The organism is Providencia rettgeri (assembly GCF_001874625.1).
Taxonomy (GTDB): Bacteria; Pseudomonadota; Gammaproteobacteria; order Enterobacterales; family Enterobacteriaceae; genus Providencia; species Providencia huashanensis.
Map to the genome: position 1 here is coordinate 2,280,403 of NZ_CP017671.1, position 18,101 is coordinate 2,298,503.

General features: G+C 38.6%; 19 protein-coding genes. 13 read left to right on the forward strand and 6 right to left on the reverse strand.

Annotated features, from left to right (window positions below):
• Positions 1-11 precede the first annotated feature (11 nt).
• The 3 genes from RB151_RS10525 to RB151_RS10535 form a co-directional block, all read right to left on the reverse strand.
• A complete protein-coding gene (locus tag RB151_RS10525; RefSeq protein ID WP_071548047.1) occupies positions 12-1,787 on the reverse strand; it encodes a GMC family oxidoreductase in 1,776 nt (591 codons plus the stop codon).
• 2 nt (positions 1,788-1,789) lie between these two features.
• Positions 1,790-2,515, reverse strand: a complete 726-nt coding sequence (locus RB151_RS10530) for a gluconate 2-dehydrogenase subunit 3 family protein (protein ID WP_048607134.1) — start codon at positions 2,513-2,515, stop codon at positions 1,790-1,792.
• 356 nt (positions 2,516-2,871) lie between these two features.
• Positions 2,872-3,219, reverse strand: a complete 348-nt coding sequence (locus tag RB151_RS10535; RefSeq protein ID WP_042843880.1) for a RidA family protein — start codon at positions 3,217-3,219, stop codon at positions 2,872-2,874.
• A 150-nt stretch (positions 3,220-3,369) separates the two neighbouring features.
• Between RB151_RS10535 and RB151_RS10540 the strand changes: the two genes are divergently transcribed.
• The 6 genes from RB151_RS10540 (at position 3,370) to RB151_RS24305 (ending at position 10,742) form a co-directional block, all read left to right on the forward strand.
• Complete coding sequence (locus RB151_RS10540) at positions 3,370-5,286, forward strand: ATP-dependent DNA helicase (protein ID WP_071548048.1); 1,917 nt, start codon at positions 3,370-3,372, stop codon at positions 5,284-5,286.
• Between the two features lie 103 nt (positions 5,287-5,389).
• Positions 5,390-6,088: a tRNA (adenosine(37)-N6)-threonylcarbamoyltransferase complex dimerization subunit type 1 TsaB gene (tsaB, locus tag RB151_RS10545; protein WP_071548049.1), complete on the forward strand. Its 699-nt coding sequence runs from the start codon at positions 5,390-5,392 to the stop codon at positions 6,086-6,088.
• Positions 6,089-6,332: 244 nt separating this feature from the next.
• Positions 6,333-6,929 (forward strand): Slp family lipoprotein, encoded by a 597-nt coding sequence (locus RB151_RS10550; protein WP_042843877.1) that lies wholly within the window; start codon positions 6,333-6,335, stop codon positions 6,927-6,929.
• Between the two features lie 420 nt (positions 6,930-7,349).
• Complete coding sequence (fadD, locus tag RB151_RS10555; protein WP_042843876.1) at positions 7,350-9,038, forward strand: long-chain-fatty-acid--CoA ligase FadD; 1,689 nt, start codon at positions 7,350-7,352, stop codon at positions 9,036-9,038.
• Between the two features lie 85 nt (positions 9,039-9,123).
• Complete coding sequence (gene rnd, locus RB151_RS10560) at positions 9,124-10,245, forward strand: ribonuclease D (protein WP_042843875.1); 1,122 nt, start codon at positions 9,124-9,126, stop codon at positions 10,243-10,245.
• Between the two features lie 251 nt (positions 10,246-10,496).
• Positions 10,497-10,742 carry a hypothetical protein gene (locus tag RB151_RS24305; RefSeq protein WP_042843874.1) on the forward strand — a complete coding sequence of 82 codons (246 nt, stop codon included), beginning with the start codon at positions 10,497-10,499 and terminating at the stop codon, positions 10,740-10,742.
• Positions 10,743-10,944: 202 nt separating this feature from the next.
• On the opposite strand, the gene minE is transcribed toward RB151_RS24305, so the two are convergent.
• Genes minE through minC form a run of 3 tightly spaced genes read right to left on the reverse strand, consistent with a single transcriptional unit; the run spans position 10,945 to position 12,773 of the window.
• The gene (gene minE / locus RB151_RS10570) at positions 10,945-11,229 is read right to left on the reverse strand and encodes a cell division topological specificity factor MinE (RefSeq protein WP_042843873.1); all 285 of its coding nucleotides are present in this window, start codon (positions 11,227-11,229) and stop codon (positions 10,945-10,947) included.
• Between the two features lie 3 nt (positions 11,230-11,232).
• Positions 11,233-12,048 (reverse strand): septum site-determining protein MinD, encoded by an 816-nt coding sequence (gene minD, locus RB151_RS10575; RefSeq protein WP_042843872.1) that lies wholly within the window; start codon positions 12,046-12,048, stop codon positions 11,233-11,235.
• Between the two features lie 23 nt (positions 12,049-12,071).
• Positions 12,072-12,773, reverse strand: coding sequence for a septum site-determining protein MinC (gene minC / locus RB151_RS10580; protein WP_042843871.1), 702 nt, complete (start codon positions 12,771-12,773; stop codon positions 12,072-12,074).
• Between the two features lie 129 nt (positions 12,774-12,902).
• On the opposite strand from minC, the gene RB151_RS10585 reads away from it, so the two are divergent.
• The 7 genes from RB151_RS10585 to RB151_RS23655 all read left to right on the forward strand — a co-directional run bounded on the left by RB151_RS10585 (position 12,903) and on the right by RB151_RS23655 (position 16,676).
• Positions 12,903-13,172, forward strand: a complete 270-nt coding sequence (locus RB151_RS10585) for a YcgL domain-containing protein (protein ID WP_042843869.1) — start codon at positions 12,903-12,905, stop codon at positions 13,170-13,172.
• A gap of 47 nt (positions 13,173-13,219) precedes the next feature.
• Positions 13,220-14,308, forward strand: a complete 1,089-nt coding sequence (locus tag RB151_RS10590; protein ID WP_042843868.1) for a lytic murein transglycosylase — start codon at positions 13,220-13,222, stop codon at positions 14,306-14,308.
• A gap of 23 nt (positions 14,309-14,331) precedes the next feature.
• Positions 14,332-14,988, forward strand: coding sequence for a fumarylacetoacetate hydrolase family protein (locus RB151_RS10595; RefSeq protein ID WP_042843866.1), 657 nt, complete (start codon positions 14,332-14,334; stop codon positions 14,986-14,988).
• 20 nt (positions 14,989-15,008) lie between these two features.
• Positions 15,009-15,449 carry a YcgN family cysteine cluster protein gene (locus RB151_RS10600; protein ID WP_042843865.1) on the forward strand — a complete coding sequence of 147 codons (441 nt, stop codon included), beginning with the start codon at positions 15,009-15,011 and terminating at the stop codon, positions 15,447-15,449.
• A gap of 29 nt (positions 15,450-15,478) precedes the next feature.
• Positions 15,479-15,601 (forward strand): hypothetical protein, encoded by a 123-nt coding sequence (locus RB151_RS24310; RefSeq protein WP_257786028.1) that lies wholly within the window; start codon positions 15,479-15,481, stop codon positions 15,599-15,601.
• 326 nt (positions 15,602-15,927) lie between these two features.
• Positions 15,928-16,137 (forward strand): hypothetical protein, encoded by a 210-nt coding sequence (locus RB151_RS10605; protein WP_042843864.1) that lies wholly within the window; start codon positions 15,928-15,930, stop codon positions 16,135-16,137.
• Between the two features lie 299 nt (positions 16,138-16,436).
• Positions 16,437-16,676, forward strand: a complete 240-nt coding sequence (locus RB151_RS23655; RefSeq protein WP_042843863.1) for a putative hemolysin — start codon at positions 16,437-16,439, stop codon at positions 16,674-16,676.
• The last annotated feature ends 1,425 nt before the right edge of the window (positions 16,677-18,101 follow it).

Sequence of the window (18,101 nt, forward strand, 5' to 3'; positions counted from 1 at the left end):
TTCCCCTTTATTTAGGCTTGAACCAAAGGACCTGGGTTTGGTAAATAAAGTTCACGTATAGCGTTTGCAGCAAACAGTGCTGTCGCACCCACTATCCCGGTTGGGTTATAAGCAAGGTTTTGTGGAAAACAACAAGCCCCTAATACAAATACATTGGGAACATCCCAAGTTTGCATGTACTTATTGACGACACTATTTTGTGGGGAGTCACCCATCACTGCACCACCGGTGGTATGGGTTGATTGGTATGGGCGTACATCATAATGTGCATCCATTGACATAAACCCCATTTCATAATGTTTAGGGTTCATTCTTTTTGTTATTTCTTCAGCCTTAGAACCGACAAAGTTAGTCATTTTCAATTCGTTGGGTTGCCAATCGAATGTCATTCTTAACAGTGGTAGGCCATGCTTATCTTGGTAAGTTGGATCAAGGTCTAGGTAACATTGTTTATAAGGCATGACAGACCCTGAGGCCCCAATATGCATTGAGTGTAAATAATTTTCTTTAATAGCTTTTTTCCAACCTGTTCCCCATGTTGGCGAATCTTTTGGTATCGTCATTTGCTGAATAGGGCGTCCACCTGAAGTTGTCGTCGATATTGTTGAACCGCCGATAAAGCCTAGTTGGCTATGGTCAAAATTTTCAGCGTTATAGTTATCAATAAAACTACCTGTGCAGCCCGCGGCGGCGAATGGATTCATGAATTGGTTTTGATCGTAAAATAAAGTGACTCCACCGTTCATTTGATAAGCAAAGTTACGACCGACAACCCCTTCTCCTGTAGTAGGGTTATAAGGCTTTCCTATATTCGATAACAAAAGTAGTCGGACATTATGTAATTGGAATGCACTTAAGATAACAAGGTCTGCTGGCTGTACAACACGCTGCCCATGGCTATCTATATAAGTGACTCCCGTTGCTTTTTTCCCCGTCGAATCCATATTGACTTGAACAACATGTGAGTTTGTTCGTAATTCAATGTTCTTATGTTGCCTTAATGCTGGGAGCACACAGGCTTGAGGGGATGCTTTAGAATAGTTAAAACAGCCAAAACGTTCACAATAACCACAATAATTACAAACCCCAAGTTGAACGCCATAAGGGTTGACGTAAGGCTCTGTACAGTTAGCACTTGGTGTTGGGAAAGGGTGGTAACCAAGGGATTTTGCTGCTTCATTAAATAATATGGATGAATATTGCATTTTTAATGGTTTAGTTGGATAAGGGTTTTTCCGTTCAGACTCGAAAGGGTTTCCTCCATCCAAAATTTTGCCATTAATATTACCGGCTTGGCCTGAAGTTCCACAAATTTTTTCAAATTTGTCAAAATAGGGCTCCATTTCTTCATAACTAAAAGGATAATCCTGTACAGTCATGTCCGATGGAATAAAGTCAGCCCCATACTTTTCAATAACAGTACTGCGCATTTTGATATCTGCATGTAACGGTCGCCAAAGCATGCCATTCCAGTGAACACCCGCACCACCAACCCCATTTCCGGGCAAGAAAGAGCCTAAACGCCGATAAGGCAGCGCAGTGTCTGATTGTTTATGCCTTACCGTTATGGTTTCTCCAGATATATTTTGGAATAATTTCAGTCGAATACCATAAGTCAATTCATCTGCAATTCGAGGATAAGCAAAATCAGGATAAGTATCCCGTTTTTCACCTCGTTCAAGAGCGACTATTTTTAGACCTGTATTGGCGAGCTCCATGGCCATTAATGACCCAGTCCAACCAAAACCCACAATGATAATATCAACAGGATCTTTTTTAATTTCCATGGCTATATCCCTCTTTTCTTACCTGAAATACTCACGGGCCCTAATGGGTACGGTTGACCAGGATTATCCATAACTTGTTGATAATCAGCTCTAGCACCAGGGAACCCAATTAATTTCCACGAAGCCATCGTTTGATTTCCGCCATGAATCGGGTCAGAAAAATAGCCCTCTTTTGTATTTTCAAGCATTTGTGTGAAGAACAGTTCGCTTGGAACGGAGGAAAGTTCAAGCGCGCCATTTTCAAGCTGAGTGAGTATTTCATCTTGCTCTGCCGTTTCTAGTTCAGCGAACATTTTATTGTGGTGTTGTTGACACCATACATTGACATCCTGAATCCCATTGCGCCATAAATCACGAGGGGTTAACGGAGATTGATAACCTAATTCTGGAACACTAGTTGCAAAGGGGCCATGCATATACCAAAGATGCCCATATCCATAAGGTTGTTCCATTTGTTTATCAATAAAAATAGGGATACCTTCATCGACGGCACCTGGGCCATATTGGTCGGCAGGAATAAGCCTATTGGTGGCAGCAAGAACGAATTGCCACTCAATTTCATTAAAAAAAAGCGGGGAATATAGCGTTGATAAATTATTGGGTGAATGAGATGTAGCAGCTAAACTGTCCATGGTTATTAGATTGCTGCCTAGCGCGGTAAGCGGAATGATAGCTAATGTTTTTTGTAAAAAAATTCGCCTAGGAGGTACGTTTTCTTTTTTGCTCATATTACTATCCCAGTTATGATCTATTAATTTAAATAAACACATAAGTTTCTTTTAGTGTGCGATAGAAGATAGAACTATCTAAAATTTATAGTCGTTTATTTTAATGAGGGATGTTTGCCTAAAAAAGGTTTCTAAATGTGTTTTATGTAACAAAACGCAGATTTTAGTGGCAATAAATTGTTAATAAGGGAAGCTGGATTGAGAAAATTGGGATGCTGCTTGAGCTATTTTATTCGCGGGCGATTGCAGACAGGAGGCAGTTTTAAATTTAAAGGGTATATTTTTAGTTTAGAGCCCCAGTTTCGTTACTAGGACTCCTAAGCTAACCCTACAATCACTTATTTTTAAATATAAAATCAATCAATTGCAGCAATTATCTTTATTTCAACTTTATATTCAGGCTTCATCAATAATGCCTGTACAGTACAACGTACAGGTGCACTTCCCGCAACGACCCATGCATCCCATGCTTGGTTCATCCCAGCAAAATCAGCTTTATCAGCCAAGAAAATTGTTGCATCGAGGATTTTGCTTTTATCCGAACCTATACGCTCTAACATGACATCAATTGCAGCAAGTGTATTGGCGGTTTGCGCCACGATATCGGCATCGAGGTTTTCTGGCACGCTGGTGTAGTAAACAACATTATTATGAATAACAGCTTCAGACCAACGATTATCTGGGTCAATACGTTTAATGGACATAATCATTCCTTATTATACATGTAACTCAAGAATAGCAGCTTGATAGCCGGATGAAAATCAGTTGTTCAACCAAGTATTAATTAGCTCAGCAGGGTAAGCCAACTCATGGTAAAGTGTGCTACTCATTTTTTTGATAAATAGGTTTTTGTTGTGCACGATGATTTTTCTGCGGATGGCTTTTTAGCCAGAACAATTCCTGGTTTTCAACCTCGTGAAGCTCAGGTTACTATGTCCAAAGCCGTAGCTGAGTCGATTGAACAGCAACAGGTGCTGGTGGCTGAAGCGGGAACGGGAACAGGAAAAACCTATGCTTATTTAGTGCCAGCATTGCGTAGTGGGAAAAAAGTTATTGTTTCAACAGGGTCAAAAGCACTACAGGATCAATTATATCATCGGGATTTACCCTCAATAATCGAAGCGATGAACTATACTGGGCGCACAGCTTTATTGAAAGGGCGCTCCAATTACTTGTGTTTAGAAAGGTTAGATCAGCAATCATTAGGTGGCGGAAGCCTCGAACCAGAAATTTTATCTGCCGTTGTTAGGTTACGTAGTTGGTCAATAGAGTCTGAGTTAGGCGACACCAGTACTTGCCATGATGTTGCTGAGGATAGCCCGGTTTGGCCACTAGTCACTAGTACCAATGATAATTGTCTGGGAAGTGATTGCCCTCGTTATAAAGAGTGTTTTGTTCTCAAAGCTCGCCGTAAAGCTTTAGAAGCGGATATTGTCGTCGTCAATCATCATTTATTCATGGCGGATAGAGTCGTCAAAGATACGGGGTTTGGGGAACTAATTCCCCAAGCAGAGGTGATGATTTTTGATGAAGCACACCAAATTCCAGATATTGCCAGCCAATATTTTGGCCAACAGTTAAGTAGTCGTCAATTACTTGACCTTGCCCGGGACATGGTCATGACGTATCGAACGGAGTTGAAAGACCAAGTACAACTGCAAAAAAGTGCGGATAGGCTAACGCAAAGCACGTTAGATTTTAGGTTGAATTTGGGGGAAAACAGCTTCCGTGGGAACTTACGTGACTTACTTAAGCTACCTGCAGTGCAAAGGGCGCTGACATTACTCGATGATTCATTAGAATTATGCTATGAGGTAATTAAAACCTCTTTAGGGCGCTCTCAAAGCTTAGATTCTATTTTCGAGCGAGTGACTATGTATCGCAACCGGCTAAACCGGCTTAAAGATGTTTCTATTGCTGGCTACAGTTATTGGTTTGAAAGCTATGGACGTCATTTTTTACTCGCTTTGACCCCATTAACGGTCGCAGAAAAATTTAGTGAGATGATTAATAGCACACCTGCGAGTTGGGTTTTCACATCAGCAACGTTATCTGTCAATGAAAAGCTAAGTCATTTTACAGACCGCTTAGGTTTGGTTAAAGCCAAAACATTATTACTGGCGAGCCCATTTGATTATCAACGTCAAACGTTGTTGTGTGTGCCGCGTTTTTTACCGGAACCGAATCAACGCGGAGTTGCGCAAAAACTGGCAACGATGTTACGGCCTTTAATCAAGAAAAACCAAGGGCGGTGCTTCTTTTTGTGTACATCTCATGTGATGATGCGTGAATTAGCCGAAGAATTTAAAGCCTCATTAACGTTACCCGTATTAATGCAAGGGGAGAGCAGTAAGAACAAACTGTTATCTCAGTTTATTGCGGCAGGAAACGCTGTGTTAGTCGCAACAAGTAGTTTCTGGGAAGGGGTAGATGTACGTGGCGATGAACTTACTTGTGTGATTATTGATAAACTGCCATTTACGGCACCAGATGACCCCTTATTGAGGGCGCGAATTGAAGACTGTGAATTACGCGGTGGCGACCCTTTTGCCGATGTACAGCTACCTGATGCTGTTATTACCTTAAAACAAGGTGTTGGTCGGTTAATTCGTGATACAAGTGATTATGGTGTGATAGTGATTTGTGATAATCGCCTAGTGACTCGTCCTTATGGTGAGGTATTTTTACGCAGCCTTCCTCCATCTCCACGGACGAGAAGCGTAACCAAGGCTATCGAATTTCTTGAAGAAAAAAGGCGACAGTCTCCCTAAAAAGAGTCAATTCCTTGGCGTTTTTCTGCTGTTACGGAAGTTGTTTGTGTTAATATGCATAACATCTTTTAATCAAAAATTATTAATTTGCCGGAGTTTAGGCATGTCGACCCGTATTCTTGCTGTTGATACAGCAACCGAAGCATGTTCAGTTGCACTTTGGTGTGATGGTGAAATCATTTCACGCTTTGCTATTTCCCCTCGTGAACATACACAAAAAGTTTTACCCATGGTTGAAGAGGTTTTGGCCGAAGCAGGTATGGGGCTAAACCAGTTAGATGCATTAGCATTTGGTCGTGGCCCGGGTAGTTTCACGGGAGTGCGCATTGGTGTAGGGATAGCACAAGGGTTAGCATTAGGTGCTGATTTGCCAATGATTGGTGTTTCTTCATTAATGACTCTCGCTCAAGGTGCATTACGTCTCACGGGGCAAACGCAAGTCCTAGTTGCCATTGATGCACGTATGTCTGAAATCTATTGTGCTCAATATCAATATGTTGTAGATAGGCAATGGTTAGGTGAAGGCACAGAAGCTGTTCTACAACCTGATGACTTTAAAGCCCAATTCACCTCATTGACTGGGCAATGGTGCTATGCCGGTACAGGTTGGGCAGCTTATCCAACATTATTAGCTGGTGATAAGGCATTGAGTGATAGTCAGGTGACGTTACCTGATGCGCAAGACATGCTGCCAATTGCTGCACAGTTATGGCAACAAGGTAAAGCGATTGCAGTTGAAAATGTAGAACCAACTTATTTGCGTAATGAAGTGACTTGGAAAAAATTGCCCGGTAGAGAATAAGTTCAGCAGAAGTCATCAAAAATTGAATTGGCTGTATCTTATCACTAAATATATAGCCAATTTATTATCTAATTTAGGTAATACATAATATCTTGATAAATTAAAATACAAATCGAATTGTTTAAAAAGATAGGTTATTATTAAAAGGTAATGTATGCCTGTTTAACATATTGTGTTGTCTCAAATTAAGACTATTTTAAACAACACAATATAAAATTATACTATTGCTAATCGGAGGTGGTCTATGAATATTGAATTAAACTGCCGCACTGCACTTAAAGGTCTTTTTGTCGCAAGCGTATTAGCACTAACAGGGTGCGTCTCGATACCCGCATCAATTCAAGGGTCGGTACAAAACCCTACGGATAACTTAACATCCGTACAAAATGCACCTGAAATGTATATTGGTCAAGAGGCACGCTTTGGTGGAAAAGTCCTTGCTGTGGCAAATGAGCCGACAAGGACTCGCTTAGAAATTGCGGTGATGGCATTGAGTAAATACGATGCTGCACCTGAACTCAATGCTCCATCTATTGGTCGTATATATGCTTATTTGAATGGTTTCCGTGAGCCGAGTGATTTCACTAATCGTTACGTTACGGTAGTCGGTAAAATCACTGGTGAACAACCAGGTAAAGTCGGGCAAGTTCCTTACAAATATGTCACTTTAGATGTGACAGGTTTTCAACGTTGGAATATTGCACAAAGTGTTATGATACCACCGAGTGGGCCGTGGAATTATGGCTACTACGGGGACCCTTACTATTATAACCATCCTTGGGGGTGGGGATATGGCTATCCAGGCGGCCCGGCTCAGGTTCACACTTACTTAACTGAGTAATATTTTATCTCTGTTTTTGAACTTAAGACTCACTAAGTAAAAAGGAAAAGGCTGTTACCTTTAAAGTAATGGCCTTTTTTTGTGCTTGAAGATAAATAATGGCGTTCTTCGGCAGTCTTTTATACCACTAAAACTATCTTTTTTTGATATGGCAAGTTATTAAGCATCGATAAGCTCTCCAAACTTAGTGTAGTTCGGTGTATAATTACGTTATCTTGTATAGATTTACATCTATTTAATTAATCTTAAGACAAACAAGGCGGCATAGACCGCCTTGTTTTTTCTTAGAAGAATAAAATTTATTTAGTGATAGAGGTCTCAACCTTGACATTGTCTGTTTTTCAAACTGGTACGCTGAGTTAATAATTTGTTAAAACATGTGTTGAGTATAATAAATTCACTAAATTCAGGAGTAACATTTTGGAAAAAATCTGGCTAAAAAATTACCCTACTGATGTGCCGGAAGAAATCAATCCTGATCGCTTTGCCTCTTTGGCTGAGTTACTTGAAAACGCGGTTTCTCAATATGCTGATCAGCCTGCATTTATCAATATGGGCGCAGTCATGACTTATCGGAAGCTGGAGGAAAGAAGCCGTGCTTTCGCTGCTTATTTGCAAAATGGGCTTGGTCTAAAAAAAGGGGATCGTGTTGCATTAATGATGCCGAACCTCTTGCAGTACCCTATTGCTTTGTTTGGGATATTGCGGGCAGGTATGGTAGTGGTGAATGTTAATCCACTGTATACACCGCGAGAATTAGAACATCAACTAAACGATAGCGGTGCCGCAGCGATTGTGATTGTGTCGAATTTTGCTCATACGCTAGAAAAAATTGTTTATAACACCAAAGTTAAGCATGTCATTTTGACGCGAATGGGCGATCAACTCTCACGACCAAAAGCGACCATTGTGGATTTTGTTGTTAAGTATGTGAAACGCTTAGTTCCTAAATACAATTTACCCGATGCCATATCATTTCGTCGTGCAATGCATTATGGCTATCGTATGCAATATATTAAACCAAACATTGCAGGTAGTGATTTGGCTTTCTTGCAATACACGGGGGGAACAACAGGGGTTGCCAAAGGCGCGATGTTAACCCATCGCAATATGTTAGCGAATTTAGAACAAGCGAGAGCAGCTTACGGCCCTGTGTTGAAGTTTGGGGAAGAGTTTGTTGTGACTGCATTACCTCTTTACCATGTATTTGCGCTGATGGTGAACTGTTTGTTATTCATCAATGTTGGGGGAGTCAATTTACTTATAACTAACCCGCGTGATGTACCAGACACGGTGAAGCAATTAGGGCGTTATCCTGTTACATCCATTACTGGGGTGAATACATTATTTAATGCATGGCTTCATAATGATGAATTTAAGAAGTTAGATTTTTCACGTTTACGTCTTTCGGTTGGTGGGGGGATGCCAGTACAAAAAGCAGTGGCTGAAAAATGGCAGCAGCTCACCGGGAAACATTTGCTTGAAGGGTATGGTTTGACAGAATGTTCACCATTAGTGACGGGGAACCCCTATACCTTAACGTCTTATAGTGGAAGTATTGGTTTACCTGTTCCATCAACTGATGTTAAATTCCTTGATGATGATGGTCATGAAGTTGCCATTGGTGAACCCGGTGAAATGTGGGTAAAAGGCCCTCAGGTTATGAAAGGGTATTGGAATCGCCCTGACTCAACCGCGGAGGCCATCGTTGATGGCTGGTTAGCGACAGGGGATATCGCTGAAATAGATACTGAAGGCTATATTCGCATTGTTGATCGCAAAAAGGACATGATTATTGTTTCTGGTTTTAATGTTTATCCAAATGAAATTGAAGATGTCATTTCGGCACACCCTGATGTGATTGAATGCGCTGCAATTGGTGTTCCTAGCGAAAGTACAGGGGAAGCCGTTAAAGTGTTTGTTGTGACGAAAAATACGAATTTAACTGCTGATGAACTTAAAACCTTTTGCCGTCGTTCGTTAACCGCGTATAAAGTGCCTAAGTTATTTGAATTTCGTGATGAATTACCAAAATCTAACGTAGGTAAAATTTTACGTAAAGATCTGCGTGATGAAGAAAAATTGCAAAGAGATAAAACACCAGTATGATGATGGTTTAGTCTCATAAAGATAATAAGTAACGCCGGTTTATACCGGCGTTACTGTGATGAAAATATAAAAAGAGAAACTTGTTTTGAATTATCGTTTAGTAACTACAGATAGTGAACTAGCCCAAATATGTCAAGAAGCGAGCCATGCGCCATGGCTTGCGTTGGATACCGAGTTTGTTCGTACCAGAACGTATTATCCTCAATTAGGTTTGCTACAGCTGTATGATGGAAAGCAAGTTTCGTTGATTGACCCGTTATCAATAACGGATTTTAGCCCGTTCAAAGCACTTTTGACTAACCCAAATCAAATTAAGTTCTTACATGCGGGCAGTGAAGATCTCGAAGTCTTTATGCATGATTTCGGCTGCGTTCCTGAACCCATGATTGACACGCAAATTATAGCGGCTTTTTTAGGGTATCCTATTTCGTGTGGTTTTGCGTCGTTGGTATCAGAACATCTGGGAATTGAGTTGGATAAAAGTGAGTCTCGTACTGATTGGTTAGCGCGCCCATTGAGTGAAAAACAGTGTGATTACGCAACAGCGGATGTGCTGTATTTACTACCATTAGCTGAAATCCTGATGGCTAAAGTGATGGAGGCTGGGTATTTAGAAGATGTTAAAGATGAGTGCCAACGTGTTGTCGCTCGTCGTCAAAAAACACTCAAACCGGAAAAAGCATACCTAAATATTCATAATGCTTGGCAATTACGTGATGAACAACTCGCGTGTTTACAGTTACTCGCGGCATGGCGATTAAATCAGGCAAAAGCTCGTGATATGGCAATTAACTTTGTTGTAAAAGAAGAGCACTTGTGGAAAGTGGCTCGTTTTTTACCGGGTTCTCTCGGCGAACTTGATAGCTTAGGTTTGACGGGGCAAGAAATCCGTTGTCACGGTAAGCGTTTGTTAGCTATTGTGGATCAAGCTAAAAAACTTGATGCAAGCCAATATCCTGCACCTGTGGCAAATATTACTGAACAAAGTGAATATAAAAATCTCTTTAAAGAAATTAAAGCTATCGTCAAAGATATCGCTGAAAATGAAAAATTTAATGCAGAATTATTAGCCTCAAGAAGGCAGATTAACCAGTTACTTTCTTTACATTGGGGGCTAAAAACTTCGGCAACGCCCCCTGAGCTTCTCGATGGTTGGCGTGGAAAGTTGCTTGCAAAACCTATTTCAAAGTTACTAACAAACGTATAATCGTTTAAGGTACAGGGGGTTTTCCCTTGTACCTACTAAAAACATCCTTTTCAGTTATATTATCATTTCATTTAATCACTCTAACAAATAAATTCTAGTTAATCGTCTGCTATATTTAAATTAAAATTGGTTTTTAATTAAATTTACTCTTAAAAATAAACAAACAAAAAAGAGTAAAGAGGGATAATATAATTAATTACTATAAGGTTATTTTTTAATAAACTGGAAATAAAACCACTATTTCACGTTTTTTGTATGCAGTTATTGTCTCATTATTGCTACATGGTGGGCTAACTTATTACAGTCTACGGAGCAGTTCAGTATCTGCAAAAATATTGGTACCGATTAATTCAGATGTCATAACGGTTGCTTTATCTCAATTACTGGTTGAAAAACAAATCGCTAAAACTGAAGACCCCCTTGTTGGTTCGAGTGGATTAATGAGTTCGCCAGTTGAATTGGAAAGCGCACTAATTGAGGTCGCAAAAAAACAGTGAAACGTATAGCAAAGACAGGTCATCAAAAACAAAAATTAATTTGAATAAGCCCAAGAAAAGCTCATAGAGTGAGAATAAATTGAACAGCCTATCTTATTATTTCTCATTAGAGAAATAATAAGATAGAAAGACTGGCATCACAGCGATGTAATGCTTGGGTTGAAAAGCAAGCCGCCATAGTAAATAGCGGCTTCTTTGCAAATTATTTTTCAGCTGTTGAACTTTTTATTTCGTCACCTTCAGGTAACGTAACATTGAGCTCTAGAACAGAGATATCATCGCCTTTTTGTTCAAACTGCACTGATAACATATCAGGGTCAACCTGAACATATTTACAAATAACTTGCAGAATATCGCGTTTCATATCGGCCAGATATGGGGGTTCACTATCACCACGGCGACGTTCTGCAACGATGATTTGCAATCGCTCTTTTGCGATATTCGCTGTCGGTTTTTTTCTCGACAGAAAGAAATCCAATAAAGCCATTATTTATCCCCCAAATAGGCGTTTTAAGAAACCTTTTTTCTCTTCTTCAATGAAACGGATAGGGCGTTCTTCGCCTAAAATACGTGCAACACAATCATCATACGCTTGGCCCGCTTCGGACTCAGTATCTAAAATAACGGGTTCACCTTGGTTAGATGAGCGCAGTACCGATTGATCTTCAGGAATAACACCAATTAAAGGAATGCAAAGGATTTCAAGTACATCTTCCATACTTAGCATATCACCGCGGGTAACACGGCCTGGGTTATAACGAGTCAGTAGTAAATGTTCTTTAATTGGCTCTTCACCTCTTTCAGCACGACGTGATTTAGAGGCTAAAATACCTAAAATACGGTCAGAGTCACGGACGGAAGAAACTTCTGGGTTTGTAGTAATAATAGCTTCATCAGCAAAGTAGAGCGCCATTAATGCGCCACTTTCAATACCAGCTGGTGAGTCACAAACGATAAAGTCAAAGCCCAAGTTATCACTTAATTCATCAAGGACTTTAGCGACCCCCTCACGAGTTAATGCATCTTTGTCGCGAGTTTGTGAAGCGGGTAAAATAAATAGGTTTTCGGTGCGTTTATCTTTAATCAGTGCCTGATTTAGGGTAGCGTCACCTTGGATGACGTTCACGAAGTCATACACTACTCGACGTTCACACCCCATAATAAGGTCAAGGTTACGTAGGCCGATATCAAAATCGATCACTACCGTTTTGTTTCCTTTTTGTGCCAGGCCAGTAGCTATGGCCGCGCTTGAAGTGGTTTTACCAACGCCACCTTTACCAGAAGTCACTACAATTATGCGTGCCATGAATAATTCCTTGTAAATAAGGTCTAAATTAAATATTCGATGTTAAGTTTATTATCAACTAAACGAAGTTTAGTTGCTTTGGCAAGATAATCAGCAGGGATTTGATCGCTCAACCAATATTCACCTGCAATTGAAACTAATTCAGCTTGCAAGTGAGTACAGTAAATCTGGCTTTCAACATCACCAGAGGCACCTGCTAATGCGCGACCTCTCATCATGCCATATATATGAATATTACCATCTGCTAACAGTTCTGCACCTGCGCTCACATTACTTGTGACGATTAGATCACTATTTGGTGCGTAAATGCGTTGCCCAGAACGAACAGGGGTATTTATAATTCGAGTTTTACGATACAGCGGCTCAGTTTGAACCGTCGTAACCTGAGTTTCAGCTTGCACTTCAACAGGTTTTTGGCTTTTACCTTCATTCAATACCGGTAAACCAACATCATTTGCTTTTTGTCGTAACTGTGGGTCAGTACATCCGCTGACACCGACAATTCGTAAACCAGCTGAAATAACGGACTTGTGAATACTCGATAAGTCTACATTTGGTGATAGTTCAGCAATATTAATTACGACAGGGGCATTTTTAAAGAAGTCAGGAGCTTGACTTACTTTATCTTGCAGCGCTTTTTTGATGAGTTTAGGCTCTTCACTGTATAAGTGAATTACTGAAAGAGTAAAACTGCTGCCTTTAAGTTCTATTGGCGATTGTGGCATCTATCTAGACTCAGCAAATTAAAATTTCCGAAACAATCCTCGGGTGAAGATATTCTGTAAAACAATAGCATGTTATAGTTACTGTATTCTTCAAGCAAGCTAATGAACTAAGAAAAAGAGTTAAATATAATGATTTGTGCAATTTATAGAAGCCCTAAGCGTGAGCAAACTTATCTTTATATTGAAAAGAAAGATGATTTTTCACGGGTTCCTGAGGACTTATTAGCCCAATTTGGAACACCACAATTTGCTATGCTTATTGCGTTGGATAAACGCGACAGGCTTGCCAATGCTGACTTAGCACGTGTTAAGGCCGATCTTATCGATGTTGGTTATTACCTACAATTCCCACCTCCGGTGGAAAATTTGCTTTCAGAACACAAAGAACTGAATAACTGAAGCAAATTAAGAAAATCCTGAAAAGTAATTCTGTCTGGAGGATACGAATGAAACCAACATTATTATATACATTAGTCGCTGGTTTGCTTTTAGCAAGTTGTTCTGCGACACAACCTGAATCCGTGGTAACTCAACCGATTACTGCAAAACAAAACGAGGCAATAATTCAAGAAGTTGCCGCGCTAGATAAAGCATTTCCAATTGAACAACGTGAACCAGAGCAATTTCCTGCCTATGTGGAATTACTAAAAGAACATGCTGTTGCACAAGGGATTAAACCCGCAACGATTGAGCGAGCCTTTGCTAATATACATTTTATAGAGCGAGTGGTAAAAGCAGATAAAGGTCAGCCAGAAAAAAGAGCGACCGTTACATTAGCCAGCTATTTAAAAAATGTCTTGCCACAATCACGGGTTAACGCAGGGTATAATAAATACTTAGAAAATAAAAACTTGTTGGATTCCACTAGCCAAAAATATGGGGTGCCACCCCAATTTATTGTATCGTTATGGGGATTAGAAAGTGGATTTGGGCGCTCTCAAGGGAAAGAGGATGTCATTTCTGCTCTTGCGACACTGTCGTTCGAAGGGCGTAGAGAGGCGCTTTTTAGTAAACAATTATTAGCCGCACTTGAAATAATGGATAAAGGCTTCATTCCAGAAGACCAGCAATTGAAAGGTTCATGGGCCGGGGCGATGGGGCAGAGCCAATTTATGCCAACCTCATACTTATCCTATGCCGCAGATGGCGATGGCGATGGGAAAATGGATATATGGGCTAATAAGGCCGATGTTTTTGCCTCTATTGCCAATTACCTATCAACTGAGGGCTGGCAATCACAATTACCTTGGGGTTATCAAGTCACTTTACCTGCTGATTTCAACCGAACTCTGGAAGGCGTAAAAACTGAACAAGGGAAAACAGTGAGCGAATGGCAACAATTAGGTGTTAAATTGCCTACAAGTGCGCAATTATCTCCAGACGTGAAAACATGGGTAGTTATCCCTGATGATCCAGAAGGGAGAACATTTTTAGTGACTGAAAACTTTCGCACCATTATGCATTGGAACCGCTCATATTATTTTGCACTGAGTGTTTGTATGATGGCAGATGGCATCGCTAACAAAATAAAATAATGATAGTAGATAGGAGTCCCCTTATGTATCAACATCGTGATTGGCAAGGTGCGTTACTTGATTTCCCAGCAAACAAAGTAGTTTGTGTGGGTAGTAACTATGCAAAGCATATTAAAGAGATGGGGTCAGCGGTTCCTGAAGAGCCTGTGGTTTTTATTAAGCCAGAAACAGCTTTATGCGATATTACACAATCAATTGTTATTCCAAAAGATTTTGGTGAGGTTCACCATGAAATTGAAATGGCAATTTTAATTGGTATGCCGTTAAAAAATGCCGATGAAGACCGAGTTTCGCGTTCTATTGTCGGTTATGCAGTTGCTCTGGATTTAACATTACGTGATCTACAAGCTAAATTTAAGCAAGCAGGGCAGCCATGGGAAAAAAGCAAAGCTTTTGACGGTTCTTGCCCAATTTCTGGTTTTATTCCTGTTAGTAACCCGAATGACCTACAAAATATTGAGCTTTCTTTGGAAATTAATGGTGAAGTTCGCCAAAGCGGCTCGACGCGTGATATGATCACCCCAATTTTACCACTGATTAGCTACATGTCCCGTTTCTTTACTCTACGTGCAGGGGATGTCATTTTGACTGGGACTCCTGAAGGTGTAGGCCCATTGGCTTCTGGTGATATGCTGAAGTTATCGATAAATGATCATTCGTTGACTACTCGAATTATTTAATTATAGGATTAATTAGTATTATGTCGCAGTTTTGGCAAGTTAAAACATTGGATGAAATGACGGATGAGGAATGGGAGTCTCTCTGTGATGGGTGTGGGCAATGTTGCTTACACAAATTAATGGATGAAGACACTGATGAAATCTATTTTACTAATGTAGCTTGCAATCAGCTAAATTTAAAAACATGTCAATGTAAGCATTATGAAGACAGGTTTAGTTATGAAGCGGACTGTATTAAACTTAATCGTTATAATTTAGAAACGTTTGAGTGGTTACCCAATACGTGTGCTTATCGTTTGTTACTTGAAGGTAAGTCGCTCCCTGCTTGGCATCCATTGAAAACAGGTTCAAAAGCTGCGATGCATAGTGAGGGTATTTCGGTTCGCCATATTGCTGTAAAAGAAATTGATGTGGTGGATTGGGAAGAACACATTATGAACCGGCCTATGGGTAGGGGGTAATATTCCCCCTCATTGGTAAGGTAATTTTAATGGGTATCTCTTTACTAACCGCAGCTTTATCTATTCTCATCAATGCATCTTTATTGCCTGCTCTTGGGGTTTTTATCGAAAAATTCTGTCAGTATGCAGAGATGATGCTTTATACATTTTAGACATTATTGAGTTAAATAGAATCAATAATATCGAAAGAACTATTTTGAAATAATGTCAGTTTTAAGCATAAATATTATTTCATATGTTGACTTTAACGATAAAAAATTATTTATTAATATCACTCGATTGTTTTAGCTTATTAAAAACACTCCATTTATTAAGCTGTAATTTCCAATTAAACTGTGCCTTAGAACACATTTATTATTGTAGTTACGCAAAAAAAAGCCTATTTATAATAACAGCCGCACAACTAGCGGCTCCTTGCTTTGCTTTTATAAAGATAGTTCGCTACCCTATTTTAACAGAAGTGATTTGAGGGTCTGGAATGAAAACGTTTGGTGTTGTGCTCACAATTATTGGGTTAATTACAGCGATTATTTCTTATAATATGGATGTTAGTATCCCTATTGTTTATGGAGAGTCGATTAAAGACACAGGCTTAGCATTTGATAGGCAAAATTATATTATTGGTAGTTTGTTGGTTGCTTTTTTTGGTGTATTAATTGTTATTTTTGATAGTAGAAAGCGTAAATAATAAGGCCGCTTGGGGTGATAAGTCCTCTCTTTTTCTTACTAGATATAGACTAAAATCACTAAAATTAACTAACTATAATCCTATGTATTCCTTCCATATAGCAGAAAGAGTCTAAACCCTTAGATTCTTTTTTATCTTATCGACACAAATTGTCGTATCCAAAATAATAATGACATTTTTAATATACAACACTAACGTGTAGTATTTTTACCTACTAAAAGGTGATATTTACGGTAATTTGTTGTTAGTTTGCTATTATTTATTTATAATAAGCTAGCCTAACGTAAATAGGGGGTTGTGTGAAAAAAATATTCATTTTTACTGCGTTAATAGCAGTAGCGGGTTGTGTATCTAAAAATACTAAAACAGAGCCTCAACAAGCAGTAGGGATGCCTAATCCTGCATCGGTATATTGTGTACAATCTGGTGGTAAATCTGAGACGGTTGATACTCCTAGCGGGCAGGTTGGCTATTGTATTTTGCCTTCAAAAGAAAGAATAGAAGAATGGGAGCTATATCGTAAAGGCCATTCAAACTAACCTTCCTTTTCATCGTTATTAGCAAAGGCTCTACTCCTTATGGGCTTTTGCTATACCACCATCAGGCATTCTCCTTTTTTAGTGATTAATCATTTCAATTTATTAGCCGATATTAAATGAGTATCAATCGTTTTTTGCTCGTCATAAAGCAGATAACGGAATGATATGTTGCAGATAGTATCCGTCAACTATTCCGTATGTAGTTTAGGCGACATTTTAAGAAAGGCATATTGATTTAGTAAAGGTAAGCTAGTCGGTATATGGCAAATTATTGATATAAAATATTTTTATCTGTTAATGTCTCAAAATTGTTAAATTATGGTACTAAAATGGAGATAGCTACTTTATGTTATGTAATCGACAAAAAATGAGTGTTATTCATGGGATTGAATTGTTTGAAAAACGGTAAACTCTCCTTTTTATGCTTAAATGAGGGTAAGAAAAACATCATTTATTGATAGCTTTAAGCTTAGGATCACACTTTAACACACTATGAGAGTAAATTAGGAATATTCTTAATGATAAAAAACAGTGTATAGATCACATTTTTGGCTGTTGTTCGGTTTAGGAAAACACCCGTATTTTCATATGGTTATAAAATAGAAAAATTGACATAAGTTAGTTTATAGTTTGTGCAACTATTCTGTTTTTTTATTTTATATCAAAAACAATGATAATTTTTTCTAACATAGACTTACTTGTACAAGTTGATATTGAGTTTTTAGTAATAATTTAGAGTTGAATGAAAAGAGGATTATATTGCGATTTTATCGTCATTTTCGTTATCATTCTAAATTTCCCCTCATCATATATATTATTATTTTAATTAAAATCGATGTTTATTCCTCCAAAACACACATTTCAGAATTTTAATAACGACCAAAGCTGACTGTTGATATAAAAACTCAATTATACACTCATAGTGTGTTTTTTTTAGGTTTTTAGCATAAAAATTCGGTATTAAATTTTTTTTTGAAATCGAAATTTATTACTAATATTAGTGATTATACATTAATAAAATTAATGATACTATCTTTAAAGGATGATCATTAATGGATGTGTGTTAGTGTTATTTTGCGACTAAAAGTATCAAAATGTGTAATTTAGTATCATTTAAATATGATAAATGTATTTTTTGTTGTTCATATAAATCTAATTTATTAGGAATTAATAGATAATTAAATCTATAAATCAATAAAATTAAGATTTTTTTCTAAAATGTAAGCGTAACACGAGTAGTTTAGTGAAATAACCATATCAAGTAATTCAATCAATAGATCAGTTTAATAGGTGTGGCCTATTAAAAAATAAATAAGCGATGATAAAAACGATTTAATAAAACTTAAGTTATTATGTATCCTCTCTTCGAAATCATATAGAGCATATGATTATAAATTCTAAATAGGACTAATTAAGAAATACATT